General features: G+C 72.0%; 26 protein-coding genes. 16 read left to right on the forward strand and 10 right to left on the reverse strand.

Translation table 11 applies throughout. The annotated features are described in order from the left end of the window. Positions 1-46: 46 nt before the first annotated feature. Positions 47-772 carry a PP2C family protein-serine/threonine phosphatase gene (locus tag STROP_RS08785; protein ID WP_011905637.1) on the forward strand — a complete coding sequence of 242 codons (726 nt, stop codon included), beginning with the start codon at positions 47-49 and terminating at the stop codon, positions 770-772. A gap of 3 nt (positions 773-775) precedes the next feature. Here the strand turns inward: STROP_RS08785 and hrpB are convergent, their stop codons facing one another. From hrpB to STROP_RS08800, 3 genes are read right to left on the reverse strand one after another with little or no spacing between them, the layout of a single operon-like run. Beyond that, on the reverse strand, positions 776-3,343 hold the full coding sequence (gene hrpB / locus STROP_RS08790) for an ATP-dependent helicase HrpB (RefSeq protein WP_011905638.1): 2,568 nt from the start codon (positions 3,341-3,343) through the stop codon (positions 776-778). Between the two features lie 26 nt (positions 3,344-3,369). Next, on the reverse strand, positions 3,370-3,564 hold the full coding sequence (locus STROP_RS08795) for a DUF397 domain-containing protein (RefSeq protein ID WP_011905639.1): 195 nt from the start codon (positions 3,562-3,564) through the stop codon (positions 3,370-3,372). A 38-nt stretch (positions 3,565-3,602) separates the two neighbouring features. Beyond that, positions 3,603-4,445: a helix-turn-helix domain-containing protein gene (locus tag STROP_RS08800; protein WP_011905640.1), complete on the reverse strand. Its 843-nt coding sequence runs from the start codon at positions 4,443-4,445 to the stop codon at positions 3,603-3,605. A gap of 115 nt (positions 4,446-4,560) precedes the next feature. On the opposite strand from STROP_RS08800, the gene STROP_RS08805 reads away from it, so the two are divergent. Genes STROP_RS08805 through STROP_RS08815 form a run of 3 tightly spaced genes read left to right on the forward strand, consistent with a single transcriptional unit; the run spans position 4,561 to position 7,390 of the window. Then, entirely contained in the window at positions 4,561-5,217 is a 657-nt protein-coding gene (locus STROP_RS08805) for a GOLPH3/VPS74 family protein (protein WP_018830369.1), read from the forward strand. A gap of 53 nt (positions 5,218-5,270) precedes the next feature. After that, a complete protein-coding gene (locus tag STROP_RS08810) occupies positions 5,271-6,803 on the forward strand; it encodes an APC family permease (RefSeq protein WP_011905641.1) in 1,533 nt (510 codons plus the stop codon). Next, complete coding sequence (locus STROP_RS08815; protein WP_011905642.1) at positions 6,800-7,390, forward strand: GNAT family N-acetyltransferase; 591 nt, start codon at positions 6,800-6,802, stop codon at positions 7,388-7,390. Before STROP_RS08810 ends, STROP_RS08815 begins: the two co-directional genes overlap by 4 nt. Before the next feature lie 528 nt (positions 7,391-7,918). Here STROP_RS08815 and STROP_RS08820 read toward each other — a convergent pair. Further along, positions 7,919-8,386 carry a YflT domain-containing protein gene (locus STROP_RS08820; protein WP_187151616.1) on the reverse strand — a complete coding sequence of 156 codons (468 nt, stop codon included), beginning with the start codon at positions 8,384-8,386 and terminating at the stop codon, positions 7,919-7,921. 259 nt (positions 8,387-8,645) lie between these two features. On the opposite strand from STROP_RS08820, the gene STROP_RS08825 reads away from it, so the two are divergent. Together STROP_RS08825 and STROP_RS08830 are read left to right on the forward strand one after the other, a co-directional pair. Then, the gene (locus tag STROP_RS08825) at positions 8,646-9,587 is read left to right on the forward strand and encodes an NAD(P)/FAD-dependent oxidoreductase (RefSeq protein WP_011905644.1); all 942 of its coding nucleotides are present in this window, start codon (positions 8,646-8,648) and stop codon (positions 9,585-9,587) included. A gap of 261 nt (positions 9,588-9,848) precedes the next feature. Further along, positions 9,849-10,712 carry a mechanosensitive ion channel family protein gene (locus STROP_RS08830; RefSeq protein ID WP_011905645.1) on the forward strand — a complete coding sequence of 288 codons (864 nt, stop codon included), beginning with the start codon at positions 9,849-9,851 and terminating at the stop codon, positions 10,710-10,712. A 53-nt stretch (positions 10,713-10,765) separates the two neighbouring features. On the opposite strand, the gene STROP_RS08835 is transcribed toward STROP_RS08830, so the two are convergent. The 4 genes from STROP_RS08835 to STROP_RS08850 form a co-directional block, all read right to left on the reverse strand. Beyond that, positions 10,766-11,143 (reverse strand): DUF6401 family natural product biosynthesis protein, encoded by a 378-nt coding sequence (locus STROP_RS08835; protein ID WP_011905646.1) that lies wholly within the window; start codon positions 11,141-11,143, stop codon positions 10,766-10,768. Positions 11,144-11,378: 235 nt separating this feature from the next. After that, positions 11,379-11,636, reverse strand: coding sequence for a hypothetical protein (locus STROP_RS08840; protein ID WP_011905647.1), 258 nt, complete (start codon positions 11,634-11,636; stop codon positions 11,379-11,381). Positions 11,637-11,725: 89 nt separating this feature from the next. Next, on the reverse strand, positions 11,726-12,187 hold the full coding sequence (locus tag STROP_RS08845) for an SRPBCC family protein (RefSeq protein ID WP_011905648.1): 462 nt from the start codon (positions 12,185-12,187) through the stop codon (positions 11,726-11,728). A 40-nt stretch (positions 12,188-12,227) separates the two neighbouring features. Beyond that, positions 12,228-12,644, reverse strand: coding sequence for a DUF2795 domain-containing protein (locus STROP_RS08850; protein WP_011905649.1), 417 nt, complete (start codon positions 12,642-12,644; stop codon positions 12,228-12,230). 111 nt (positions 12,645-12,755) lie between these two features. On the opposite strand from STROP_RS08850, the gene STROP_RS08855 reads away from it, so the two are divergent. Continuing rightward, positions 12,756-13,160 (forward strand): ChaB family protein, encoded by a 405-nt coding sequence (locus STROP_RS08855; protein WP_011905650.1) that lies wholly within the window; start codon positions 12,756-12,758, stop codon positions 13,158-13,160. 60 nt (positions 13,161-13,220) lie between these two features. Here the strand turns inward: STROP_RS08855 and STROP_RS08860 are convergent, their stop codons facing one another. Next, a complete protein-coding gene (locus STROP_RS08860) occupies positions 13,221-14,654 on the reverse strand; it encodes an aldehyde dehydrogenase family protein (protein WP_029125245.1) in 1,434 nt (477 codons plus the stop codon). Positions 14,655-14,726: 72 nt separating this feature from the next. On the opposite strand from STROP_RS08860, the gene STROP_RS08865 reads away from it, so the two are divergent. Further along, positions 14,727-16,331, forward strand: coding sequence for a phytoene desaturase family protein (locus tag STROP_RS08865; RefSeq protein WP_011905652.1), 1,605 nt, complete (start codon positions 14,727-14,729; stop codon positions 16,329-16,331). Between the two features lie 64 nt (positions 16,332-16,395). On the opposite strand, the gene STROP_RS08870 is transcribed toward STROP_RS08865, so the two are convergent. Further along, the gene (locus tag STROP_RS08870; RefSeq protein WP_011905653.1) at positions 16,396-17,163 is read right to left on the reverse strand and encodes a polyprenol monophosphomannose synthase; all 768 of its coding nucleotides are present in this window, start codon (positions 17,161-17,163) and stop codon (positions 16,396-16,398) included. A 399-nt stretch (positions 17,164-17,562) separates the two neighbouring features. Here STROP_RS08870 and STROP_RS08875 point away from each other — a divergent pair, with 399 nt between their 5' ends. Genes STROP_RS08875 through STROP_RS08910 form a run of 8 tightly spaced genes read left to right on the forward strand, consistent with a single transcriptional unit; the run spans position 17,563 to position 26,371 of the window. Beyond that, entirely contained in the window at positions 17,563-19,344 is a 1,782-nt protein-coding gene (locus STROP_RS08875; RefSeq protein WP_011905654.1) for an HAD-IIIA family hydrolase, read from the forward strand. Continuing rightward, a complete protein-coding gene (locus tag STROP_RS08880) occupies positions 19,341-20,318 on the forward strand; it encodes a glycosyltransferase (RefSeq protein ID WP_011905655.1) in 978 nt (325 codons plus the stop codon). The genes STROP_RS08875 and STROP_RS08880 overlap by 4 nt, the downstream gene beginning before the upstream one ends. Next, positions 20,303-21,523 (forward strand): glycosyltransferase, encoded by a 1,221-nt coding sequence (locus STROP_RS08885; RefSeq protein ID WP_011905656.1) that lies wholly within the window; start codon positions 20,303-20,305, stop codon positions 21,521-21,523. The genes STROP_RS08880 and STROP_RS08885 overlap by 16 nt, the downstream gene beginning before the upstream one ends. Beyond that, positions 21,520-22,260, forward strand: a complete 741-nt coding sequence (locus tag STROP_RS08890; RefSeq protein WP_011905657.1) for a D-sedoheptulose-7-phosphate isomerase — start codon at positions 21,520-21,522, stop codon at positions 22,258-22,260. The genes STROP_RS08885 and STROP_RS08890 overlap by 4 nt, the downstream gene beginning before the upstream one ends. 2 nt (positions 22,261-22,262) lie before the next feature. After that, complete coding sequence (locus STROP_RS08895) at positions 22,263-23,768, forward strand: PfkB family carbohydrate kinase (protein WP_011905658.1); 1,506 nt, start codon at positions 22,263-22,265, stop codon at positions 23,766-23,768. After that, a complete protein-coding gene (locus STROP_RS08900) occupies positions 23,765-24,451 on the forward strand; it encodes an SDR family oxidoreductase (protein ID WP_011905659.1) in 687 nt (228 codons plus the stop codon). The genes STROP_RS08895 and STROP_RS08900 overlap by 4 nt, the downstream gene beginning before the upstream one ends. After that, complete coding sequence (locus tag STROP_RS08905) at positions 24,448-25,404, forward strand: glycosyltransferase family 9 protein (RefSeq protein ID WP_011905660.1); 957 nt, start codon at positions 24,448-24,450, stop codon at positions 25,402-25,404. The genes STROP_RS08900 and STROP_RS08905 overlap by 4 nt, the downstream gene beginning before the upstream one ends. Beyond that, on the forward strand, positions 25,388-26,371 hold the full coding sequence (locus STROP_RS08910; protein WP_011905661.1) for a DNA topoisomerase IB: 984 nt from the start codon (positions 25,388-25,390) through the stop codon (positions 26,369-26,371). The genes STROP_RS08905 and STROP_RS08910 overlap by 17 nt, the downstream gene beginning before the upstream one ends. Positions 26,372-26,422 lie beyond the last annotated feature (51 nt).

Below are 26,422 nucleotides of genomic sequence, written 5' to 3' on the forward strand. Positions count from 1 at the left end.
GTGCCTCCTGGAGACAACGGCCGCTCCGCCTGGCAGGCTGCCTCCCATGACCTTGAAGCTGCGTTCGTTCGGCATGAGCGACCGTGGGCTGATCCGGAGTGGGAACCAGGACGCCCTGTACTCAGGTAGCTGGCTCGTCGCCGTCGCCGATGGCATGGGCGGGATGGCTGCTGGTGATCTTGCCAGCTCCATGGCGATCAGTTCGATTGCTCCACTCGACGTGGCGACCCCGGAAGATGAGCTGGTCGCCGCATTGCAGCGGGCGATCGAGGCGGGGACCGCGCGAATCCGGCAGGCCGTCAGGGAGGATCCGGAGCGCGAGGGCATGGGTACCACGCTGACCGCCCTGCTCCTTGCCCGATCGGGCAGCTGCCTCGCGCTGGCCCATGTCGGTGACTCCCGGGCGTACCTGTTCCGCGAGGGCGTGCTCAAACAGATCACTCGGGACGACACGTTCGTGCAGCTCCTCGTTGACCAGGGGGTCATCACCCCGGACGAGGCGAGTAGCCATCCGCGGCGAGCGGTCGTGACCCAGGCGTTGCAGGGCGAGGAGGTCTCCCCGGCCTACGCGACGATGGTGCCCTGGGCCGGCGACCGGTGGTTGCTGTGTAGCGATGGGCTGTCGAACGTGGTCCGTCCGGAGACGCTCACTGAGGTGCTCGCCCAATATCCCGACCGGACCGAGTGCGCCCAAAAGTTGATCGACCTGGCGCTGCACGCGGGGGGCCCGGACAACGTCACCGCCGTCGTCGCCGATCTGGTGGCGGAGTGAGTCTCAGCGGCGGCGTGGATTGGCGCGCCGGGTCGGCTCCGCGGTCGTCGGATCCACCGGCCAGGAGTGCCGTGGATAACGCCCACGTAGCTCCGCCCGTACCTGTGGGTAGCCGGACCGCCAGAAAGATGCCAGGTCCCCGGTGACCGCGACCGGCCGACCGGCGGGGGAGAGGAGCCGTAGCAGCACCGGCACCCGTCCACCAGCGATCCGGGGCGCCTCCGGCCAGCCGAATGTCTCCTGGAGCCGGACCGCCAACACCGGGGTGGTCGGGTCCGTGTAGTCGACGCGGATCCGGGAGCCGCTGGGCACCGTGAGCCGCTCCGGGGCGAGTTCGTCCAGGCGGGCCGCGGCTGGCCAAGGCAGCAGGCGGCGCAGCGCGGAGAGTACATCGATCCGGGTCAGGTCGGCCCGCCGACGTGCCCCGGCCAGCTCCGGCGCGAGCCAGTCCGTCGCCGTGGCCAGCAGCGCCTCATCGCCCACGTCGGGCCACCTGTCACCGAGGGCCGTGTGGCAGAACGCCAGCCGCTCGCGCAACGCCCGGGCCGCCGGGGACCAGGTCAACAGCCCCAGCCCGGTACGGCGTAGGCCGTCCACGAGGGCGTTGCACAGCTGGTCCTGGTCAGGATCGGCGAGCGGGCGTTCAACGAGGTCGAGGGAGCCGAGCCGGACCACCTCCCGAGCCACCACATCCGTCCCGGACCAGGCCACCTCGCGCACCGTGGTCAGCAGCGCACCGCCAGCCGCCCGGGCGGTCGCCTCGTCTATCGGAGCTGCCAGGCGGATTCGGGCAGCCGGCGCGCCCGGCGTGCGGTCGGCGACCGCGACCGCCAGCCACACCGAGTCGATCAGCGTCGACCCGGGGGCCAACGTCGCGGCGGTCCCACCGCTCATCAGGTACGTCCGGTCGTCCGGTCGCCGGATTCGGGCCAGCCGTTCCGGATACGCCAGGCCGACGACCAGTCCAACGGCCAGGTCGTCGGGGAGGCTCCGCTCCGGCGTCGTCGGCCCCGGACCCGGGGGCAGGGCGGTACGCAGCCGGCGCACCTCGGCTCGCCAGCGGTTGGTGGTGGCGGCGTCCGTTCCGGAACGAAGCCGCCGCAGCGCGACAGTGAGGTCGTCCCGTGGGCCGGCGACCCCCTCCTCGGCGAGGAGCGCCACGACCTCGGCCGCGCGGTCCGGGCCGATCCGGGCGGCGCCGTCGATCAGGGCGCGGCCCAGCCGGGGGTGCGTGCCAACCGCGGCGATCGCCCGGCCGCGGCTGGTGACCCGCCCGTCAGCGTCGAGCGCGCCGATAGCGAGGAGGGAGTCCCGGGCCACGGCGAACGCGGCCGGCGGCGGTGGGTCTGGCAGCGCGAGGCCACGTCCGTCCGGCGCGCCCCAGGCTGCGAGGTCCAGCGCAAATCGGGTGAGGTCGGCCGTGGCGATCTCTGGCTCCGGCTGTGCGGCGAGTCGCTCGTGGTGCGCCGCCGACCAGCAGCGGTATACCTGCCCCGGGCCCTCCCGACCGGCCCGTCCGGCCCGTTGGGTGGCAGCGGCCCGGGACACCGCGACGGTGACCAACGCGCCCAGTCCGCGGACGAGGTCCGTGCGGGCGACGCGGGCCAGCCCCGAGTCGACCACCACCCGCACCCCCGGCACCGTGAGGCTGCTCTCCGCGACCGATGTCGCCAGCACCACCCGCCGACGGTCGCGGTCAGAGCCGGCGCGGGGTCGGGCGTCGGACTCGCCGAGCCGGAACGGTTGAGCCCGCAACACGGCGTCCTGCTCCGCCGGACGCTGCCGGCCGTGCAACGGCAGGACCGCGATCTCGGCGGGCAGGCCGGCCAGTCGGTTGCTGACGGCGGCGATCTCTCCCGTGCCGGGAAGGAAGACCAGTACATCGTCGTCGTGCTCGCGTAGGGCTCGCCGGATGGTGGCCGCGACGTGGTCGAGTAGCGCCGGGTCCACCCGCCCGCCGCCGGCGGGGACGACCGGGCGGGGCGGCGGTGCCCAGATCCGGGTCACCGGGTGCGCCGCCGCCGACGCCCGTACCACCGGTGCGGGCGCGTCACCGCCGAGCAACGCGGCGACCCGATCCGAGTCGGGGGTGGCCGACATGCCGAGTAGCCACAGCTCCGGGCGCAGCGCGGCACGCGCCTCCACCGTGAACGCGAGCGCCAGGTCGGCGTCTAGTTGCCGTTCGTGGATCTCGTCGAGCAGGACGGCGTCGCTGCCGGTCAGCTCCGGGTCCCGGTGCAGCCGGCGGACCAGCAGCCCGGTCGTCACCACCTCGATCCGGGTGCGTGGTCCGACGCGGCGATCGCCACGCACCGCGTACCCGACCCGTTCGCCCACCCGCTCGCCGAGCAGCGCGGCCATCCGGCGGGCGGCGGCGCGGGCGGCCATCCGGCGGGGCTGCGCGACCAGCACCCGGCCGGTCACCTCCTCGGCCACGGCGAGCGGGACCAGTGTGGTCTTGCCGCTGCCCGGTGGTGCTACGAGCACCGCGGCGCCGGTGGCGCGCAGCGCCGCTAGCACCGCGGGCACCACCGGCCGGACCGGCAGGTCATCGGGGGCGTCGGAGTACACGGCAGGAGTGTCCCACCGTCGGTGGGTCAGTCGCCGCGTACCCCGTCGACCCCGGATACGAAGGCACGCCAGGCGGTTGTGGGGAAGGCGAGTACCGGGCCGCGACGGTCCTTGCTGTCCCGGATCGCGACCTGATCAGTCGATGTGGACACCTCGATGCAGTTGCCGTTGCCCACGCTGCGGCTGCTGGTGCGCCACTCAGTCCGGTCGAGCGCCGTCATCGCGTACCTCTCGTCAATGCCGGCATGTCGTGCCGGGGTTACGGAAAGTTACGAGAAGCTGCCAAAAGATGCGCCTGGGAGGCCCCTGGATCGAGCGCCAGGCGGCGCAGCTCCTCGTGCACCAGGCTATACCCAGCAACGTGTTCCGCTCCCTCCAGCGCCAAGCCTGTCGTGAGATTTTCCAGGTAAACCACGGCCGCGTCGGCCGTGTCGGCGAAGGCGAGGATGACGTAGGGCGCGCTCATGGCGGGGTGCCCGCCGGCCGAGAAGGGTAGTACCTGAACCGTCACGTTCGGTAACTGTGCGACGTCCGCGATGTGCACCAGCTGATCGGCCATCACCGAGTTCCCGCCGACCGTCCGGCAGAGCACCGCCTCATTGAGAACGACCGACAGCTGCACCGGATCGTCGCGGTGCAACACCTCCTGGCGGCGCAGGCGCGCGGCGACCTTTCGCTCGAGCCCCTCCTCGCCGGCGGTGTGCCGGAAGACCTCCCGCGCGTACGCCTCGGTCTGGAGGAGGCCGGGTACGGCCTCGCCCTCGTAGGTGTGCAGTGCGGCGGCCTCTGCCTCCAGGCCGACGTAGAACTCGAACCACTCCGGCAGGACGTCGCTGTAGCTCTGCCACCAGCCACGCTGCTGGGCGCCGCGGGCGATCTCGATCAGTGCCTCGGCGTCGGCGCCGGTCACCTGATAGAGGGCGAGGGCGGCGCGGACGTCGCGGGGTTTGATGCCAATCTGGGCGTTCTCGATCCGGGACAGGTTGCTCTTGGACATGTCCAGCTGGCGGGCAGCGACATCGAGGGTCATGGCGGCGCGTTCGCGTAGCTGGCGGAGTTCACGGGCGATTCGGCGGCGGCGTACGGTCGGGCTCGCAGTCACCCTCCGAGTCTGTCATGACAAGATCCCCAGGTCGCTCGGATACGGAGTGCAACGTCCCTGGTTGGGAGTTGCATTGCAGTTCCGTGCAGTGCATCCTTGCCCAGTTGCGATCACTATGGACGAGATGGGCGGGAGGACCGGGTTGCTGGTCGCCGACGAATTCTTCCTGATCGCCCACAACGACACCCGGGGCAAGGCGAAGCTGAACCCGGCCGCCACTGGCCTCGGGCTTGCCGCTGGCCTTCTCAGTGAGTTGGTCCTCGATGGACACCTCACTGTGGTTGGTGGAGACGTCTCTGTGGTCAATCGCCGCCCGCCCGCCGACGCACTCGCCCATACCGTGCTCGATCAGCTGATCGGCGAGGCACAGCACCGCTCGGTGCGCATCTGGCTGAGCTTCCTCGCGCAGAGCGCCGCCACCTCGGTAGGGGAGCGGCTGTCCCGGGCGGGGGTGCTGCGTCGCCGGGAGAGCCGGCGGCTGTTGCGCAGCAAGGTCGGCTATGTTCCGGTGGATCCGAACGCGGCGGCCTGGCCGGCGACCCGCCTGCGGGTGCTGCTGGAGCGGTCGGACCCCCCACCGACCCTTGCCGACGCGGTGCTACTCGGGCTGATCGCCGCGGCGGGTCTGAACCGCGAGGTGCTGTGGAGCGTCGGGCCCCGAGCCCAGCACCGGCTCACCGGCCTGATAGCCGCCCTGCCCCCGCCGTTGAAGGAACTGGTGGCGCAGACCGAGGCCGCGGTCGGCGCGGCGGTGCTGCGCGGCTCCTCCTGATTGGGTCCTGATTGCAGAACATCCCTCCTGTCCCCCTTTAACCGGAGTGGTTCATGTCCTCGACAGCAACCATCGAACGACCGAGTAATGTCTCTGAGGCGCTGGCCCGCGGCCGGCTCGGTGTGCCCGCGGTGGTCTTCTTCGTTCTGTCCGCAGCCGCACCACTGACCGTGGTGGCAGGAGTGGTGACCACCGGCTATGGCGTCATCGGTGTGCTCGGCATTCCGCTGGCGTTCCTCGCTGTCGCCGCGTTGCTCGCCCTCTTCTCGGTCGGCTACGTGACGATGGCCCGTCGGTTGGCGAATGCCGGCGCCTTCTATTCGTACATTTCTCAGGGGTTGGGTCGGCCGGCTGGTGTCGGCGCCGCCTGGGTGGCGCTGATCGCGTACAACGCTCTACAGGTGGGGTTGTACGGCGCTATCGGGGCCGCCGCCGAGCCGGTCTTGGACCGGCTCTTCGGCGTCAGCGTCCAGTGGTGGCTGGTGGCCCTCGGTGCCTGGGCGGTCGTCGCCGTGCTGGGGCTGCTGCGGGTCGACATCAACGGCCGGGTGCTCGCTGTGCTGCTGCTCGCCGAGATCGCGGTGATCCTGGTGTTCGACTTCGGCCAGCTGGGCAACCCCGCCGGTGGCGAGGTCAGCTTCGCCGGGTTCGCCCCGGACAACCTCTTCGTCTCGGGCATCGGCGCGGTGCTGGTGCTGGCGATCCTCGGTTTCGTCGGGTTCGAGTCGGCGGTGGTCTTCAGTGAGGAGAGCAAGGATCCCCGCCGGACGGTGAAGGTGGCCACCTACCTGTCAATCGCGATCATCGCGGGCCTCTACGCGCTCTCGTCGTGGAGCATGACCGTCGCGGTCGGGCCAGACCAGATCTCCGAGCAGGCCGGGGAACAGAGCGTCGCGCTGATCTTCAACCTGGCTGGTGAGCACCTCGGTGACACCGTCGTGACCATCGGTCAGGTGCTCTTCCTGACCTCGGTGGTAGCCGCGATGATCTCCTTCCACAACACCACCGCCCGGTACGCGTTCGCCCTCGGTCGGGAGCGGGTGCTGCCGGCGGCCTTCGGGCGGACCTCGCCCCGTAGCGGCGCTCCTCGTACGGCCTCCCTCGCCCAGAGCGTGCTCGGCCTGATCGTGATCGTGCTGTACGCGGTCAACGGGTGGGATCCGATCGTGCAGCTCTTCTATTGGTGTGGCACCAGCGGTGGGTTCGGGGTGTTGCTGCTGATCGCCACCACGTCGATCGCGGTGATCGCCTACTTCGCCCGTGACGGCAGGGGGGAGACGCTGTGGCGGCGGGCGGTGGCACCCGGGCTCGCTGCGGTGGCGTTGCTGGGTGTCTTCACCCTTGCGGTGCTGAACTTTGCCGACCTGCTCGGTGTGCCGGCGGACCATACCCTGCGCTGGGCGGTTCCGGCCGGGTACCTGGTGGCCGCGCTGCTGGGCGCGGTGTGGGGGCTGGTGCTGCGCTCGAACCGTCCGGACACCTACGCCCGGATCGGGCTCGGCGCGGAGAGCGCCGCCGCCCCGGTCCTGCCGGAGACGCCGGACCTGCTGCCGGCGGCACCGGAGCAGGCGGAGGCCCGGCGGTGACCGGCATCCGGGTCGAACGGCTGGGGCCGGAGCGGACGGAGTTGGTCGCGGAGCGGATCGCCAACGCGTTCCTGGCGCTGGAGCAGCCGCGCTGGCTGGTGCCCGACGAAGGCAAGCGGGAGGCGGTGCTTGCCGGGCAGTTCGAGATCATGGTCGATCATGCGATGCGGCACGGCCTGGTGTTCGGCACCGCCGATCTGGTCGGGGTGGCAGTCTGGTTCCCCTCGATCGGGGCGGATCCGGCACCGCCGCCGCGGGACTACGACGCCCGGCTCGCCGCGGTGTGCGGCGAGTGGACGGATCGCTTCGTTCACCTCGACAAGCTCTTTGCCGCGAACCATCCGCACGCCGACCATCACCACCTTGCCTTCCTCGCCGTGCGGCCGGACCGGCAGGGCCGGGGAGTGGGCACCACGTTGCTGCGTCACCACCACGCCTGGCTGGACGCCAACCGGATGCCCGGCTACCTGGAGGCGTCCAGCGAGATCACGGCCAGGCTGTACGCCCAGCACGGCTATCAGGCACGTGAACCGTTCCGGTTGCCCGACGGTGCGCCGTTCTGGCCGATGTGGCGGGATCCGCGCTGATCTGACCAACCGGTGGCCGGGCGGCAAGCCCGGCCACCGCTCCCGCCGCCCGTTCGGCCCGCGCCCCGGCGTCCCGCCTGCTCGGTGCCGAGCAGGCGGGACGGCATGGTTACCTCTGCCCCAGGTGGGTAACTCATCCCTCGGTGCGTCCGGCGGGAGGCGGAACAGCCCTCGCGGCAACGGGCGCGCGTCTGTCTGATTCGGACGTGACATCCCGACCGTCCGGCGGCCCTGCGGCAGCCGGACTGGACCGGACCCGAGCATCGAGGAGGCCACACATGCCCGGTGAGACGAGGAACCGCGGGACCGAGCAACGCCCACCGGCGGTCGAGGGTGAGCGGGGGGCGCTGGTGGCTGTGTTGGTGATGGTGCTCTTGGGTGTCGCAGGCATATTCGCGCTGTCCTGACGTGGACCCCGGTGTACCCCGGCCGCCGTCGGCGGCCGGGGTACACGGTCATCGGCCCGGGGTCGGGACCGCGTGGTTCACGGTCCGGTGTCGGGACCCGCGTTGCCTCCCTGACGGCGGGTTAGTCTCCTTGTCGCTGCGGTGCCTGTAGGTGTAGCTGGCCCAGCAGTTGACGGGCCTGCTCGGCATACTGCTGATCAACGATCACCGCGTACTGGTTGGCGCGGAGTGAACTGGCTGAGGTGAAGTCACGCCGACCGCCGGTCATCGCATGCGCCACCGCCCCGAACACCGCGCCCCAGATCGCACCGATCACCAGACCGGCGAGGACCGCGGCGAACCAGTTGCCCACGGTGAAGATGCCGAACAGCAGCCCGATGAAGAGACCGAACCACGCACCGGTACCGGCGCCGAGCAGCCCCGCCCGCGTGGTGCTCAGTCGGCCGAGGACCGTCTCGACCAGGGTGAGGTCGGTGCCGACGATGGCGGTGTGCTCCACCGGAAACCGGTTGTCCGCCAAGTAGTCAACGACCCGCTGGGCGGAGCGGTAGTCCGGGTATGAGCCGATCGTCACCGTCGGCGGCCCCATCCCCGGCCCGTTGCCGTCCCCGCTGGGAGGCGACGGATGACCCGCCGGACCGGAGGGGAGGGTGTCGCCGCCCGGTAGCCCGGGACGCCAGGTTGAGGTCGGACTCGAAGGTGTGTTCATGAGTCTCCTCCTTCCTCACCATCCATGTTCCCCGTTGGTCGAGTGGGTAACCCGTGCTTGTGCCCCGGTGGGCCCGAACCCGGGGTGGCGGGGTACCGGCGACCGGTAGGCTCGGCCGGTGCGCGGGGAAGCGGCGAGCGTGGTGGTGATCGGCGCGGGTCTGGCCGGGGTGGCCTGCGCCCGCGAACTGGCCCAGGCGGGCATACCAGTGCAGCTACGAGAACGTGGGCGGGTGGCCGGCGGACGGATGGCCAGCCGGCGTTTCGCGGGGCGTCCGGTGGACCTGGGCGCCGCGTACCTGACGGTCAGCGACCCCGGCTTCGCGGGGGTGATGCGGCAGTGGCAGGCGGTGGGCCTGGCCCGCGAGTGGACCGACACCTTCCTCGCGTACGGCGGCGAGGGCCGGCGGGAGGTGGTGGGGCCCATGCGCTGGGCCGCGCCCCGCGGGCTGCGTTCGCTGGTGGAGCAGCTCGCCCAGAATCTGCCGGTGAGCCTCGGCGCTCCGGTGCGCAGCGTCGGACCCGGTCCGACCGTGGATGGGCAGCCCTGCGCGGCGGCGGTGCTGGCCATGCCCGGCCCGCAGGCGGCGTCGCTGCTGGACCCGGCCCTGACCGCCGCGACCCGGGCCACGCGAGCCCAGGGCTGGTCACCGTCGCTCGCCGCGATGCTGCGTTTCCCCGAGCGTTGTTGGAGTGGACTACGCGGCGCTTTCGTCAACGACCATCCGGTGCTCGCACTGGTCTGTGATGACGGCGACCGCCGGGGCGACGCGGCACCGGTTCTGGTCGCGCACACCACCCCGGAATTCGCCGCCGCGCACCTGGGCCAGCCCGCCGCCGCTGCCTCCGCCATCGCGGTGGCCGTTCGGGACCTGCTCGCGTTGCCGGTGTCGGCCGAGGAGGTGTACGTGCACCGGTGGACGTACGCGAGGCCGACCGTGGAAGCGGCGGGTACGTACCACCTGGACGCCGACGGGATCGGGCTGGCCGGTGACGCCTTCGGTGCTCCCCGCGCCCAGACCGCCTGGCGCTCCGGCCACGACCTGGCCCGTGCCCTTCTCGCCCGCCGAGCCGACCAGTAGCGCGCGCCGCGCCGCTGCCCCGCCGTGGCGGCGGACCTCGTCCGTAGCGATAGTGCTCCCCTCGGTGGTGTGTCCCAGAGCGCGCGCCGGTCTCTCTGCGTTCCCGCCCACGGGCGGAATCGGCGGACAGTGGCTACCGGAGCGGTTTCCTGGGCCGGCCAGGGCAGCCCTGCGACGGTCGGAAACGTTGGGGGATCGCTGCGGAGTGCCGGTGCGGTGACTGGGTATGCGCGCGAGGTAGTCCATTGCGAAGGAGGCATCATGCCGGAAACCCTCGCGGTGCGGCAGGTCGACATCGGGGCCGCCGTGACCGATATGTGGCGGGCGGTGCTGTTGTTCATACCGAGAGCCGTCGCGTTCATCGTGATCCTGGTGATCGGATGGCTCATCGCCCGAGCCGTCCTCAAAGCGGTGGACGCGGCGCTGGAACGGGTGAACTTCGACCGCGCCGTGGAGCGCGGCGGCATCAAGCGCGCCTTGGCGCGTACCAAGTACGACGCCAGTGACATTCTCGCGCGGCTCGCGTACTACGCCGTGCTGCTGTTCACGTTGCAGTTCGCGTTCGGGGTGTGGGGACCCAACGCGATCAGTGACCTGATCAGTGGTGTGGTGGCCTGGATACCTCGGGCGTTTGTGGCGATCGTCATCGTGGTGGTGGCCGCGGCCATCGCGAGCGCGGTCCGCGACCTCGTCGGCGGTGCACTCGGCGGTCTCACGTACGGCCGGGTCCTGGCCGACGCGGCGGCCGTCTTCATCCTGGCCCTCGGTGTGATCGCGGCGCTGAACCAGGTCGGCATCGCCACCACGGTGACCACGCCAGTGTTGATCGCCGTGCTCGCCACGGTGGCCGGCATCCTGATCGTGGGTGTCGGTGGTGGCCTGGTCAGACCGATGCAGAGCCGCTGGGAGGGCTGGCTGAACCGGATGGCCGAGGAAGGGCGGGCCGTCCAGCAGCACCGGCAGGCCCAGGGAGCCGGTCGCAGCGACGTCGAACGGCAGATGGCCGACCGGGCCGGGCCCGAACGGGAACGGGCGCAGGCGCAGACCCACGAGGCGGCGACCGCGGGTGGCGGTGGTCGCAGGTCGGGCGGTGCGAGCGACGAGACCCAACAGTTCGACCGTTGAGCGGCGACCGGAGGACGGGGGTGGTCGCCGCGGGTGGCCACCCCCGATTCGGTTCAGAGCGGCGGGAGGGGGGCCGGCCGGGGACCGTCCAGGGAGCGGGCCAGGGCAGCGACCGCGAGTAGGCGGGTCAGGAGCCAGTCCGGCGCCGCCCAGTCGACCGGCCCGGCCGGCGGATGCCAGTCGTGCTCCCGGGCAGCGGCGCGGATTCCCTCCGTGTAGCCGGCCAGGGCGGCGACAGTCAGCGGCCTCCGATCCCCGTCAAGGCTGTCCCGGACCGCCGCTGCGTGCTGGTCGACCAGGGCCAGTAGCCCGGGCCGCGCCGCCGCAGCAGCCAGGCCGTCGGTGCCCAGGGTGGTGGACAGAGCGGCCAGCGTCGAGCGGGCGGCGTCAACGAGCATGCGGGGGTAGACCCGTTCCAACGGTGCGCGCATGGGGAACGAGACTAGCCCGCGGGACGGGCGGTCGACCTCGCCTGGTCAGCGGTTTCACCCCTCGACCGGTTGGCCGATCCGGGTCGCAACAGCGGTCCCGCCGTCGCGAACTGGGGCCTGCCAGGGCGAGGGTGCGGCGCTCGTCTGAGTGCCGGTGCGTCCCGCCGACGGGGATGCACCGGCACCTGGCCAGTCGCGGAGCCGACCCTGGGTGAACGGGAGTCGGTGTGTGAGATCACATGGTGTCCGGCCCGGTCCGCCCGGTCGTTGACGGGCGATAGGCCCGGTCTGGGTCAGTCGGTTCCCGGCCGGTCCCGGCGGCCTGGCCGCCGCGGTCCACCGCCTGGGGCCCGTGCCCGAACGCGGCCTCCTCCCCGGCGTCGTTTGCGGTTACGTCGTCGGCCTGGCCGTCCATCGCCGAACGAGCGATGGCCCGGTCCAGCTCCGCCAGGGGAGTCCGCTCCTCGTCGCGCCACGCCTTGTCGTCGGTCATACCTCCGGCGGTACCCGACCCCACCCGCGTGAAACCCGCCGACGGCCCCCGGCGGGTGCCGGGGGCCGTCGCGGTGAGCTCGGTGCGGGTCAGGGCTGCGGGCGGTCGACCTTGCCGCGCCAGGCGCCGGTCGCCTGGTCGCGCCCCTCGATGAACTGCTTGAACCGTTCCAGGTCACCCTTTGCCCGCCGGTCAACGACGCCGAGCGTGTCGCCGACCTGCTCCACCGCGCCGTGCGGCTCGAACTCGAGCTGTAGCGTTACCCGGCTGGTGTGCTCGTCCAACCGGTGGAAGGTGACCACCCCCGCGTGCTGGGTGCCGCCGGTCGAGCGCCACGCGACCCGCTCGTCCGGGAGCTGCTCGGTAATCTCAGCGTCGAACTCGCGCCGCACCCCGGCGATCTCCACGGTCCAGTGGGTCATCGTCGAGGAGAGGTGTCGTACCTCCTGCACTCCCTCCATGAAGTGTGGGAACTCCTCGAACTGGGTCCACTGGTCGTAGGCGGTGCGGATCGGGACGGAGACGTCCACATGTTCCATGACACCACTCATCAGCTCCTCCTCCCCGCCGATTCTGGCGGCTCGGGCCGGGTCACCAGCGGGTCGTCTCGTTGCGGTGGCCGAGCGCGGCCCAGATCTCCGAGACCGTCTGGTAACGGGTTCCCGTGGGCAGGCGTTCCAGCTCGGCGACCAGGTCGGCCGGAGCCTCGTTGTCCCGTGCGTTGGCGACCAGGGTCTCGCGGTCGCCCGGTAGGGCGGTCATCGTGATGAACCGTCCGAGCCGGCTGCGGGCCTCGACGTCATCGGAGCTCATGCCCTGCGGGTTGCCGCTGCGCAGCGCGCCGGCCGGCGCCGTCTTGGGCTCCGGTTGGTCCTCACCCGCCGGCTCCGGCTGACGGGATTCATTGACCCGCGATCCGGCCGCTCCCGGACCCTGTACGAGGCCGCTGACCTCGCTCTCCATCTCGTCGTCGAGCCTCGGTCCGTGCTTGCTGCTGCCGCGTTCCATGTCTTCTGCGCTACCCGACGGGCTCCGCGGGTAAACCCCGGCCAGATCCGGTTTGTCGCATCGGCCGTGGGGAAAGATCACTGGATACCCACCGACGTGGAGGAGGACGAGATGCCCGGGCGGGAGGATATGCCCAGCACACTGCGACGCTCCCCGGACAAGGCGCAGCGTACCTGGGAGAAGACCCACGACTCGGCCCTGCAGACGTACGGCGAGGGGGAGCGGGCAAACCGGACAGCGTTCGCGGCGGTCAAAAACGAGTTCGAGAAGGTCGGCGACCACTGGGAGCCGAAGGGCCGCAAGGGTCCGAGCGACCGGCAGGCCGCCGGTGGCGGTCCCCGGCGCCGCGCGGCGACAGCGGGGGGCGTCGACGCGAACGCCAGCAAGGACCACCTGCTGCGGATCGCCCGCAAACTCGACATCTCCGGCCGGTCAACCATGACCAAGCCGGAACTGGTGCAGGCGATCGAGAAGGCCAACAACCGGCTGACCGCCCAGGCCCGGCAGCGGGGCTGAAGCCGTTGAGCCACCTGTAGCCAGCGGTTGCACCATCGAAGGCAGTACAGGCGGTCCACCTCACCAGTGTCCGCCGCTCGGCGCCTGAAGGTGGACCGCCTTCGTGGCGGTGAACTCGTCGAGCAACTCCGGCCCGTACCCGAAGCCCTGCCCGCTGCCTCGACGCGGATGCGCGGCCCCACCCGGCGCTCCACCGAACACGGCGTTGATCTTGACGGTGCCGACCGGGAGGTCGCGGAAGGCGCGTTGCGCATGGCTCATCGAGGCCGTCAGCACGGTGGCACCGAGCCCGTACGGTGAGTCAGCCGCGCATCGGAGGGCCTCCGAGAACGAGTCAACCACCATGACCGGGGCGACCGGGGCGAAGGTCTCCTCGCGGATCAGGGGCATGTCCTGCCGGCAGTCGGTGACCACCGTTGCCGGATAGAAGGCACCCGGCCCGTTCGGTAGGGTGCCGCCGACCCGAAGGTGGGCACCCTGCGCCACCGCGGCTGTGACCTGCCCGTGCACGTGGTCTCGGTGCCGCCGGTCGACCAGCGGGCCCAGCTCGGTCGCCGGGTCGGCGCCCGGGCCGGTACGCAGGGTCTGTGCTCGTTCGATCAGGGCGTCAACGAAGTCCTCGGCCACATCTCGGTGTACGTAGATCCGTTCCACGGCGACACAGATCTGGCCGGCGTTGGCGAACGCACCGATGGCCGCCTGCTCGGCTGCCCACAGCGGGTCCACGTCGGCGTCAACGACGAGTGGGTCGCTACCGCCGTTTTCGAGCAGCACCTTCGCGCCGGTTCGGGCCGCCGCGGCGGCGATCGCCCGGCCGGTGTCGGTCGAACCGACGTGAGCGAGCACATCCACCTGCTGGGCGGCCAGTGCCGCGCCCACCTCTGGCCCTCCGGTCAGCAGTGAGAGCACGCCGGGCGGCAACGCCGCGTCCAACGCCTTCGCCAGCAGCCATCCGGTCGCCGGAGTCCGCTCGCTGGGTTTGTAGAGCACCACGTTGCCGGTGACCAGCGCCGCGCCGAGCAGGCCACAGGAGACCGCGACCGGGTCGTTCCAGGGGGTGATCGCGGCGACCACACCGCGGGGTTGCGGCAGCATGAAGTCGATCGCCTCGGTGGCACCGTGCAGCGTCCGCCCACCACGGACCGGTGCCAGCTCGGCGTACTGGCGCAGGGTGCCCACGCCCGCGTCCACCCCGCCGCGCGCGTCCGCGAGCGGCTTGCCCATCTCCGCGGTGGTGGCCTGGGCCAGCTCCGCGGCGGCCGCTGCCACCGCGTCCGCGGCCCGGTGTAGGGCGGCGGCCCGCTCCGTCGGAGGCGTCCTGGCCCACTCGGCGGCGGCGCCCCGCGCCGCCTCCACCGCCTTGGCAACCTCTTCCGCCGTCGCCACCGGCACCGAGCTGACCGGAGTGCCATCGGCCGGGTCGTGGACGACCAGGTCGCCTCCTTCGCCGCCGGCCCCCCACACCCCGCCGATGAGCTGAGCAACCGTGTACATGCGGCGGTAGATGCCCTGGTCAGCCCCGGGCAAACCCTTTTTGTCCCGGTGTCCGCCGGCTAGCATGATCGAGTGAGTCGAATCGGCGCGGCGTCCCCGGACGCCATCGTCGTCGGAGCGGGCCACAACGGCCTGGTAGCCGCCAATCTGCTCGTTGACGCCGGCTGGGATGTGCTCGTGCTGGAGGCCACCGGGGCGCCCGGTGGCGCGATCCGCTCGGCCCAGGTGACCGCTCCCGGCTACCTGAGCGACCTCTACAGCTCCTTCTACCCCATCGGTTACGCGTCGCCGGTTCTGCGTCGGCTGGGCCTGGACCAGTACGGGCTACGGTGGCGGCATGCCCCGGACGTGTTGGCGCACCTGCTGCCGGACGGGCGGGCGGCGGTACTCAACCGCGACCCGGCGGCCACCGCCGCCTCCCTGGAGACCTTCGCGGCCGGTGACGGGGAGCGGTGGCTGGCGGCCTACGGCGACTGGTGCCAGGTAGCCGGCCCGATGCTGGACGCCATCACCACCCCCTTCCCGCCGGTGCGCAGCAGTCTCGCGCTGGTGCGCCGGCTGCGGGTCGCCGGAGCGCTGCGTCTGGCCCGCCGGTTGGTGACACCGGTACGCCGGCTCGGCGACGAACTTTTCACCGGAGCGGGCGGGACAGCCCTGCTCGCCGGCTGCGCGCTGCACACCGACCTGGCCCCTGAGGAGGTCGGCTCCGGGGCGTACGGGTGGCTGTTGGCGATGCTCGGCCAGCAGGTCGGTTGGCCGGTGCCGGACGGCGGCGCCCAACGGATCACCGACGCCCTGGTGGCCCGGCTCGTCGATCGGGGCGGCCAGATCCGCTGCGGCGCGCGGGTGGATCGAGTGCTGACCGCCCGGGGCCGGGCGATGGGCGTCCGGGCCGAGGATGGCGTGCTCTGGCGGGCCCGCCGTGCGGTGCTCGCCGACGTGCCGGCGCCCGCACTCTACCTGGATCTTGTCGGGGTCGATGTCTTGCCGCCGCGGCTGGCGGCGGATTTGGCCAACTTCCGATGGGACGGCTCGACGCTGAAGGTCGACTGGGCGCTGTCCGCACCGGTACCGTGGCGGAATCGGGCAGTCGCCACCGCCGGCACCGTACACCTCGGCGCCGACCTCGACGGGCTGACCGGCTATGCGGCGGCGCTGGCCCGAGGGGAGGTCCCCCGGGACCCGTTCCTGCTGGTCGGGCAGATGACCGTCGCCGACCCCAGCCACTCGCCACCCGGTACCGAGTCGTTGTGGTCGTATACCCACCTACCATTCCGACGGCGGTGGCGGGTCGAGGAGATCGCCGCGCAGGTGCAGCGGATGGAGCAGGTGCTGGAGGAGGCCGCCCCGGGCTTCCGTGCGCTGGTGGTGGGCCGGCACGTGGCGGGACCGGCAGACCTGGAGTCGGGCGACCCGAGCCTGGTCGGCGGAGCGCTCGGTGGTGGTACGTCCGCCGCCCACCAGCAGCTCTTCTTCCGCCCGATCCCCGGACTCGGCCGCGCCGACACCCCCGTTGACCGGCTCTTTCTGGCCAGTTCGTCGGCGCACCCCGGCGGTGGCGTCCACGGCGCGCCCGGTGCGAACGCGGCGCGGGCGGCGTTGGCCCGCGACGCCGCGCTCACCGGTGGCGTGTACGCGGCGGCGGTCAGCGCCGCGCAGCGCGCGGTCTACCGCTGACCGGGGGCGCGGTGCGGTGCGGCCGAACCCTGCGGGCAGGGGACGCAACGCTGTCCCAGCCGGCTCAACGTTCGACGTTGCGGTGCTTACTGCGCAGGCGGAACGGCATCAGGGCACTCTCAATCTTGGTGGCGGTGGTCATCTTCGAGGTGCCGTCTCGCCGCTCCTCGAACCGGATCGGCACCTCAAGGATCGTGTGCCCCAGCTTCGTGGCCAGGTAGTGCATCTCCACCTGGAAGCTGTACCCGTTGGACTGCACCCGCTCCAGGCCGATGTCGCGCAGCGCGTCTGCCCGCCAGATCTTGAAACCGGCGGTGAGGTCCCGGATCCGTACCCGCAGCAGGGTGTGTACGTACAGGTTCGCCCAGCCGCTCAGCGCCCGCCGGTAGAGCGGCCAGTTCTCGTCCAGCTCGCCGCCCGGCACGTAACGGGATCCGATCACCACACCGGCCTGGGTGGACAGCAGCGCGCCAAGCATGCCCGGAAGCGCGTCCGGTGGGTGGGAGAGGTCGGCGTCCATCTGCGCCACGAACTCGGCGCCGCCGTCGAGGGCCCGCCCGATGCCGTCGACGTACGCCCGGCCCAGGCCCTCCTTGCCGGTCCGGTGGACGACCTCGATCCGGCCCGGGTGCTCGAGGGCCAGCTTGTCCGCGACCTCGCCGGTTCCGTCCGGTGAGTTGTCGTCGGCCACGAGGACCTTCAACCCGGGCAAGGGCAGCGCGAGTAGCTGTTCGACCAGCGCTGGAAGGTTGCCCACCTCGTTGTAGGTCGGCACCACCACAGTCAGGCGCACGTCCCGCCAAGGCGGCGGCAACTGCACGGGTTCACTCATGTCGGAAATCCTTGTTTCGCGGACTTGGCTCCCTGCGAGGGTAGCCAGTACCCCTGTACGTCGTGTGACTGCTCCCTGGCGTTGGCCCGGCCCACGCGTCTGTCAACGCCCAGCGCCGCCTCGGGGACACGCTCGGTTACCGAAAGACCCCACCGTGGGGCAGTCGGGCACATTCTGCACGAACACCGGCGGCGCGCCGAACCGGCACGCGGGGTGACCGGCGGCCGGGTTAGCTTCTCGGGGGCGGCGGGTAAGTTCACCGCGGGGCCGAGACCGCATCAGGTTATCGCGCCCGCGGTGTGGCCTCGGCGGTGCGGCGCTGGGTCTTCGACCCGATCCCTACGGCGTTCCCCAAGGCCAACAGCGTTTACTCCCCGGGGCGCCGGGAACCCGCCGGCCGTGCCACAGGTGGAGCCGGATCAGCGTAGGTCGGCCCGGGTAGGAGCCCGCTCCGGCCGGGGTGGTGGGGTTCCCCGCCTCTTCGATGCGGTGTTGCTGGATCGGGATGGCACCCTCATCGAGGACGTGCCGTACAACGGGGATCCGCAGCGGGTACGGCCGATGCCAGGGGCGCGGGCGGCGCTGGATGCGCTACGCGCGGCGGGCTTGCGGCTGGCGGTGGTGACGAACCAGTCCGGGCTGGCCAAGGGGCTGTTCACCGAGGCGCAGCTGGGCCTCGTACACGCCCGCGTTGAGCAGTTGCTCGGCCCGTTCGATGCCTGGCTGGTCTGTCCGCACGACGACGAGGACCGGTGCGACTGCCGCAAACCCGCGCCCAAACTGATCCACGCCGCCGCCCGTCGGCTCGGCACCACCCCGCAACGGTGCGTTCTGATCGGTGACATCGGCCGCGATGTCACCGCTGCCCTGGCTGCCGGTGCCCAGGCGGTGTTGGTGCCCACGCCGGTGACCCGATCCGCCGAAACCAGCGCGGCCCCGTGGGTCGCCGAGGATCTGGCGACCGCGGTAGCCGAGATTCTTCGCCGGCAGACCGCCATCGCCCCGCCCGCCGACCGGCCTACCGCGCCATCGGTGGCCCCGCCGTCTCCGGTCGCTGTGGGGACAGTCTCTCCGCCCCCGGTCGGTGCTGGGCCGACTCGGTCGTCGCGCCCCGGCGGAGGCACCGGAACCGTCCTCGTCGTCCGCTCCGACTCAGCTGGTGATGTCGTCGTTACGGGCCCGGGGATTCGGGCTGTCGCCGCCCACGCGCGCCGGGTCGTCCTCTTGTGTGGACCGCGGGGCCGCGCCGCCGCCGACCTCCTACCCGGCGTCGACACCGTCGTCGTGCATCAACTGCCCTGGATCGACCCCGTGCCCGCACCGGTCACCGGCCCGGACATTGCCGCGCTCACCGCCACCCTCGCCGCCATCAACGCCGACGAGGCAATCATCTTCACCAGCTACCACCAGTCCCCCCTTCCTCTGGCACTGCTGCTGCGTACCGTCGGCGTCGAGCGGATTAGCGCGATCAGCGACGACTACCCCGGAAGCCTGCTCGACGTCCGCCACCGCGTTCCGGTCGGCGTCCCCGAGCCCGAACGCGCGCTCTCGCTCGCCGCTGCCGCTGGTTACCCCCTACCTCCCGATGACGAACCGGCCCTGCGGCTGCGGCCAGTGCCGCCGCCGCCCGCGCGGGCGGGCGTACCGGGCTATGTGGTGCTACATCCCGGATCGGCGGCGCAGTCCCGGGGGCTGCCACCCGACCTGGCAGCGGACATCGTCCGGACCCTGGTCGAGGCAGGACACCGAGTCGTGGTCACCGGTGGTCCGGACGAGGTGGCGCTGACCGCCCAGGTGGCCGGCGGAATCGCTGTTGACCTCGGTGGCGGGACTGAGCTGGCCGACCTGGCCGCGATCGTGGCCGGTGCCGCCGCAGTGATCGTCGGCAACACCGGTCCTGCCCATCTCGCCGCCGCCTACGGCGTGCCGGTGGTCAGCCTCTTCGCCCCAACCGTCCCGTTCGGTCAGTGGGGGCCGTGGCGGGTGCCGACCGTTCGGCTCGGCGATCCGGACGCCCCCTGCCGCGGCACCCGCGCCGCCACCTGTCCGGTGCCCGGTCACCCGTGCCTGAGCGGGATCCGGCCCGGGGAAGTGCTGACCGCGCTGACCCTGCTCGGCGTAGCGCCGACCCGACCGCCGATGCTGGCTGAGGCCGCCACCCTGGCCGGGAGCGGCCGATGAACATCCTGCTCTGGCATGTGCACGGCTCCTGGACGACGTCGTTCGTCCACGGTAAGCATCGCTACCTGGTGCCCGTCACCCCCGACCGCGGCCCGGACGGCCGGGGTCGGGCCCGTACCTACCCGTGGCCGGACAACGCGGTCGAGATCACCCCGCCGGAACTGGCCACCGCCGAGGTGGATCTGGTTCTTCTGCAACGCCCCGAGGAAGAGGCCCTGGCCACGGAGTGGCTGGGCCGTCGGCCGGGCCGTGACATCCCGGTGATCTACGTCGAGCACAACACCCCGAAGGACGGCGCGGTGCCGAACAGCCGACACCCGATGGCCGACCGGGATGACCTGCTGATCGCTCATGTGACCGCCTTCAACCAGCTCTACTGGGACACTGGCGGTACCCGAACCACTGTGGTGGACCACGGGGTCGTGCCGCCGACGGTCTCCTACAGCGGCGAGCTGGACCGGCTCGCGGTGGTCATCAACGAGCCGATGCGCCGGTGGCGGGTCACCGGTACGGACCTGCTGCCCCGGTTCGCCGAGATCGCGCCGCTGGACGTGTTCGGCCTGAAGGTGACCGGGCTCGCCGACCGGCTTGGGCTGCCCGCCGACCGCGTGACCAGTCACGACGACCTACCCCAGGCGCGGATGCACGCCGAGTTGGCTCGGCGGCGGGCCTATCTGCACCTGTGCCGCTGGACGTCGCTCGGGCTGAGTCTGATCGAGGCGATGACGATCGGTATGCCGGTCGTCGCGCTCGCCGCCACCGAGGCCGTGATGGCGGTGCCGCCCGGGGCCGGCGCCCTCGCCACCCGGGTCGATGACCTGCTCACCGCCACCGGTCAGTTGTTGGCGGATCCCGCGGGTGCCCGCCGGGCGGGGGCCGTCGCCCGCCGCGCCGCCCGCGACCGGTACGGCCTTGACCGTTTCCTCACCGACTGGGACCGGCTGCTGGAGGAGGAAGTATGCGGATCGCGATGATTTCGGAACACGCCAGCCCGCTCGCGGTCCTCGGCGGGGAGGACGCCGGCGGCCAGAACACGCACGTCGCCGAACTCTCCGCAGCGCTCGCCGCGGCCGGCCACGAGGTCCGGGTCTACACCCGCTGGGACGCCGTTGACCTGCCGGGGACAGTTCGCTGCCCGGACGGGTACGAGGTGGTCCACGTCCCGGCGGGCCCGGCCCAGCCGCTGGCCAAAGATGCCCTGCTCCCACACATGCGGGAGTTCAGCCACTGGCTGACGGATCGTTGGCGCGGCGATCAGTGGACGCCGGAGGTGGTTCACGCTCACTTCTGGATGAGTGGCCTCGCCGCGCTTGCCGCCGGCCGGAAGACGGGCGTGCCGGTGGTGCAGACCTACCATGCGCTCGGCGTGGTGAAGCGGCGGTACCAGGGCGTACAGGACACCAGTCCGGCCCGTCGCATCGGGTACGAGCGGCAACTCGGCCGATCGGTGGACCGGGTGATCGCGCAATGCCAGGACGAGGTCGGCGAGTTGGTCCGGATGGGGGTGCCCCGGTCGCGGATGACGGTCGTCCCCTCCGGAGTCAACCTGCGTACCTTCGCCCCGTTGGGTTCCGCCGCTGAACGCGACGACGGCCGCCCCCGCATTCTCACCGTGGGGCGGCTGGTCGAGCGGAAGGGGTTCCAGACCGTGGTCCGGGCGATGGCCCACGTGCCGGAGGCGGAGTGCGTGGTGGTCGGCGGTCCACCGGCCGGGCTCCTCGAAACCGACCCGTACGCGGGTCGGCTCCGCGCCCTGGCGCGTACCTGCGGGGTGGCTGACCGGGTCAGGCTGGCCGGCGCGGTGCCCCGGGAGGAGATGGGCCATTGGTACCGGTCAGCGGACCTGCTCGTGGCCGCGCCGTGGTACGAGCCGTTCGGGCTGACCCCGCTCGAGGCGATGGCGTGCGGCGTGCCGGTGGTGGGGACCGCGGTCGGGGGGATCCGGGACACGGTGGTGGATGGGGTGACCGGCGACCTCGTGCCCGCCCGGGATCCCCGGGCGCTCGGTGCCGCGATCCAGCGGCTGCTCGACGACCGGATCCGCCGGTTCGCGTACGCGGCGGCGGCGCTGGACCGGGCTCGGGAGCGCTACGCGTGGGCTGCCACGGCGGAACGGCTGGTGGAGGTCTACGGCGACGTGGCGGCCGTCGGCCGGGCGACCCGGGTGGTGGCCGGATGACGCCGGCCCGGTCGCTTCTGGAGGAACACCTGGCGGGCCTCGCCGCCGCGCTGCCGTCGTATCGCCGGGCCGCCCGGCGACTCCCCGCCTGGGGAGCCGAGCTCGCCCGTACCGTCGCCGGCGGTGGTCGGCTGCTGGTGGCTGGCAACGGCGGTAGCGCCGCCGAGGCGCAACACCTCACCGCCGAACTCGTCGGCAAACTCCGTACCGACCGCCAGCCCTTCTCCGCCATCGCCCTGCACGCCGAGACCAGCGCCCTTACCGCCATCGGCAACGACTACGGCTACGACCAGGTCTTCGCCCGTCAGGTCCACGCCCACGGCCGCCCCGGGGACATCCTCCTGCTGCTGTCCACCAGTGGCCGGAGCCGGAACCTCCTCCAGGCGGCGCAGGCCGCCCACCAGGTCGGCCTGCGTTGCTGGGCGCTGACCGGACCCGCCCCCAATCCGCTGGCCGACCTCTGCCACGAGACCCTCGCCGTCCCCGCGCCGGACGGGCAGATCGTCCAGGAACTGCACCTGGTCACCAGTCACCTGCTCTGCGAGTACGCCGAGCAGGCGCTGCCGGTGGTCCTGGCCGCCACCGCAGGCACGACGGACAGGCCGCCGGTGGCAGGGACGCCGTTGACCGGCCTGGAAGCCGAGGTGCCGTCCGACCTTCCAGCCGCCGGGCCGGTACGGACCGGGGTCGAGGTGGTCCCGGAGGGCGGGCAGCAGGTCGAGGGATTGAGGAGGTAAGTGTGAGGGGACCTCTGGTGGTGGTCGGCGACACCCTGCTCGACCGGGACGTGGAGGGGGCGGTGAACCGGCTCTGCCCGGACTCGCCGGTGCCGGTGCTCGACGAGACCTCGTCCACCGACCGGCCCGGCGGTGCCGGCCTGGCCGCGATGTTCGCGGCGGCTGCGCCGGATACCGAGGTCGTCCTGGTGACCGCCCTGGCCGACGATGCCGGCGCCGCGCGGCTCAGCTCGCTTCTCGCCGCGGCCGGAGTGCAGGTGTATGCCCTCGGGCTGGCCGGTGGGACTCCGGAGAAGGTCCGACTGCGGTCGCAGGGCCGGGTCCTGCTGCGCCATGACCGCGGTGGTGCTGTCGGTGAGCCCGGCCCTCCGGCTGAGGCGGTGCTGCGGGTCATCGCCGGGGCCGCCACGGTGCTGGTCAGTGACTATGGCCGCGGAGTCGCCGGGCAGCCCGCACTGCGGGCGGCGCTGGCCGGCACCCGGGCGCCGGTGGTCTGGGATCCGCATCCCCGGGGGCCGGCCGCGCTGCCCGGGGTGCACCTGGCCACGCCCAACGAGTCCGAGGTGCGGGAACTGGCGAAGGTGCCGCCGGGCGAGACTCGGCTGGTGACTGCGTCGCGGGGGGCGCTGGAGTTGCGTCAGCGGTGGCGGGCCCGGGCCGTCGCGGTGACGATGGGCGGCGATGGCGCGCTCCTCTGCCACGCCGGGACGACGCCGCTGATCGTGCCCGCGGTTTCCACAGCGGACGGTGATACCTGCGGTGCGGGGGATCGCTTCGCCGCCACCGCCGCCATCGCCCTGGCACAGGGTGCGTTGGTCTCCGAGGCGGTGCAGGAGGCGGTTGCCGAAGCGTGCGCGTACGTGGCGGGCGGGGGAGTGGCGAGCATGCTGCCGCCACCGGTTGGGCCGTTGCCATCAGTGGTGCCGGGCGTCCCGGCCGAGCGGGTCGGCGTGGCGGCTGCCGCCACGGTGGTCTCCGAGGTCCGCGCCGCCGGCGGCACCGTCGTCGCGACCGGCGGCTGCTTTGACCTGCTGCACGCGGGGCACGTGGCGACCCTGCAGGCCGCCCGTCAACTCGGCGACTGCCTGGTGGTCTGCCTCAACTCCGATGCCAGCGTCGCAGCGTTGAAGGGTCCGGACCGGCCGGTGATGCCGCAGGGCGACCGGAGCCGCCTACTTGCCGCGTTGAGCTGCGTCGATGCGGTCATGGTCTTCGACGATCCGACTCCGCAGGCGGCCCTGACCTGGCTGCGGCCCGACATCTGGGTCAAGGGGGGTGACTATGCCACCGGCGGTGGAGAGTCGGTGCTGCCGGAGGCGGACCTGGTGCGGCGGTGGGGCGGGCACACCGTGGTGGTGCCGTACCTGGACGGGCGCTCGACCACCGAGATGATCGCCGCAGCGCACCAGCGGGGTCGCGCCAGCACATCGGCGTCAACCGCAGTGCTGCGGCCAGACCCGCCAGCTGGGGTGGCGACCCGGCCGCACCGGTCGGCGGGGATCCGATGAACGCCGGGTACACGGTCCTGGTGACCGGTGGGTCGAGCGGGCTGGGCGCAGCGGTGGTATCGGCGGTGGCCGAGGCGGGTGGGCGACCACTGGTGTTGGACCGCCAGCCTCCGGCGGATGGGGTGCCGTGGGCGGCGTGCGATCTGGCCGACACCCGGGCAGCCGAGGCCGCCACCCGAGAGCTCGTCGAGGACAACGGGGGCTTGGACGCCGTGGTGACGGCAGCCGGAATGGATGTACCGGGTCGGCTGGCCGATCTGCCGGGGGAGGTCTGGGATCGGATCGTCACGGTTGACCTACTCGCCACCGCCGCCGTCATTCGGGCAGCGCTGCCGTTCCTTGAGGCGTCTCGGGGCCGGATTGTCACCGTCGCCTCGACGCTGGGGGTCAAGGCGGTCAGTGACGCGACGGCGTACTGCGCGGCCAAGTTCGGCGTGGTCGGATTCACCCGATCCCTCGCCGCCGAGCTCGCCGGCCGGGTTGGCGTGACCCTGCTCATCCCCGGTGGCATGCGTACTGCCTTCTTCGACGATCGTGACCCGCAGTACCGACCCGGGCCCGACGCGATCCTCAATGATCCCGCGGACACCGCCGCCGCGGTCATGTTCGCCCTAACCCAACCCGTTGGCAGTGCCGTCCGGGAACTGGTGGTCTGCGCCGAGCAGGAGTCTTCCTACCCGTGATCTTGATCCTTCGTGCGCTGGGCCTCGGGGACCTCGCCACCGCCGTGCCAGCCCTGCGTGCCCTGCGGGTCCACTACCCCGACCAGCGCCTGGTCCTGCTTGCCCCGCGCTGGCTGGCCCCGCTGGTTGAGCTGATCGGCGGAATCGACGAGCTGGTCGATACCGCCGACCTGGCTCACCCGCGGTGGCACGGCCCCGCCCCCGAACTGGCGGTTAATCTGCACGGCCGCGGGCCAGAGTCACACCGCCTGCTGGTCGGTACCCGCCCTCGTCGGCTGTTCGCCTTCGCCAACCGGGTCGCCGGGCATCACCACGGCCCCTCCTGGCGGGCCGACGAGCATGAGGTTCGTCGGTGGTGCCGCCTCCTGGCCTGGCACGGTGTTCCGACCGACCCGACCGACCTGGGCTTGCGCCGGCCAGCACCGGGGCGGACACCGACCGGGGTGACCGTGCTGCATCCTGGCTCCAAGATCCCGGGCAAACGCTGGCCGGTGGAGCGGTTCGCGGCCCTCGGCCGCCGACTCGCCGGCGCCGGTCATCAGATCGCTGTCACCGGCGACGTAACCGAGCTACCCCTCGCCCGCCGGCTCGCGCAGCTCGCCGGGCTGCCCGAGCGAACCGTACGAGCCGGCCACACCGGCCTGCGCGACCTCGCCAGCCTGGTCGCCCACGCCCGTCTGCTGATCAGCGGCGACACCGGTATCGCCCACCTTGCCACCGCCTATGGCACTCCCTCGGTGGTTCTCTTCGGTCCCCAGTCACCGGCCCACTGGGGGCCACCACCCGAACGGACGTGGCATCGGTGCCTCGGGGCGGATGGCGGAGGGGAGCGTCCGGGCTGGGACGGTGCGGAGGCCCATCCGGCGCTGGCGGCGGTCGACGTTGACCAGGTGCTGGTCGCCGTGGCCGAGGTGGAGCGGATGGTGCGGACGACCGGTGCGTTTGCGGCGTAGTGATCCGGGTCGGCCCGGCTACCGGCGCCACCGGCGTGGCCGGGGCTGGGGGTTCTGCGATCCGGCCGGTGAGCCGGTCCGTGATTCGGACCGGTTGGCTCGCCTGCGTGACCTCGTCATCCCGCCGGCCTGGCAGGACGTGTGGATCTCGCCGTACCCGAACGGGCATATCCAGGCCACCGGCGTTGACGCTGCTGGCCGCCGACAGTACCTGTACCACCCGGAGTGGCGGCGAAAGCGGGATGAGGCGAAGTTCGACCACGTGCTCGAGGTGGCCCGGCGGTTGCCCCGGTTGCGCGAGCGCGTCGCGGAGGATCTCGACGGTCGGGGACTGAGCCGAGAACGGGTGCTGGCCACTGTGGCCCGACTGTTGGACCTGGGCGCCTTTCGAGTAGGCAGCGAGCGGTACGCGGCCGGTGACGATCCGACGTTCGGGGTGTCCACCCTGCGCCCGGAGCACGCCCACTCCCGCCGTGGTTGCATGGTCCTCGAGTTTCCGGCGAAGGGTGGTGTCGAACAGATTCGTTGGATCGAGGATCCGGTGCTGTGTCGGGTGCTGGCCAACCTGCGGCGTCGTCGTCGTAGCGCGGCTCGACTCTTTGGCTACTGGGACGGCCGGCACTGGCGGGACGTGCGCCGAGACGATGTCAACGGGTATCTGCGGGTGGCCAGTGGCGGTGAGATGACCGCGAAGGATTTCCGGACCTGGCACGCCACGGTCCTGGCGGCCACCGGGCTGGCCGCTGCCGGCGGACAGCGTTCGGCCACCGCCCGCCGCCGTGCGGTGGCCGGGGTCATGCGTGAGGTGGCGGGGTTGCTCGGAAACACGCCGACGGTGGCCCGTGCGTCCTACGTCGACCCCCGGGTCGTGGACCTCTACCACGACGGAGTGCTGGCGCCGGTCGGTCGGTGGATGCCCCGTGAGGATGCCGAGCGGGGAGTCCTCGAACTGCTGGCCGAGGCCTGACCGGTGCCGGTCGTGCCCGAGTCGGGTGCCGCCACCCGGGCTGGGTTGGAG

It is taken from the genome of Salinispora tropica CNB-440, assembly GCF_000016425.1.
Classification (GTDB): domain Bacteria; phylum Actinomycetota; class Actinomycetes; order Mycobacteriales; family Micromonosporaceae; genus Micromonospora; species Micromonospora tropica.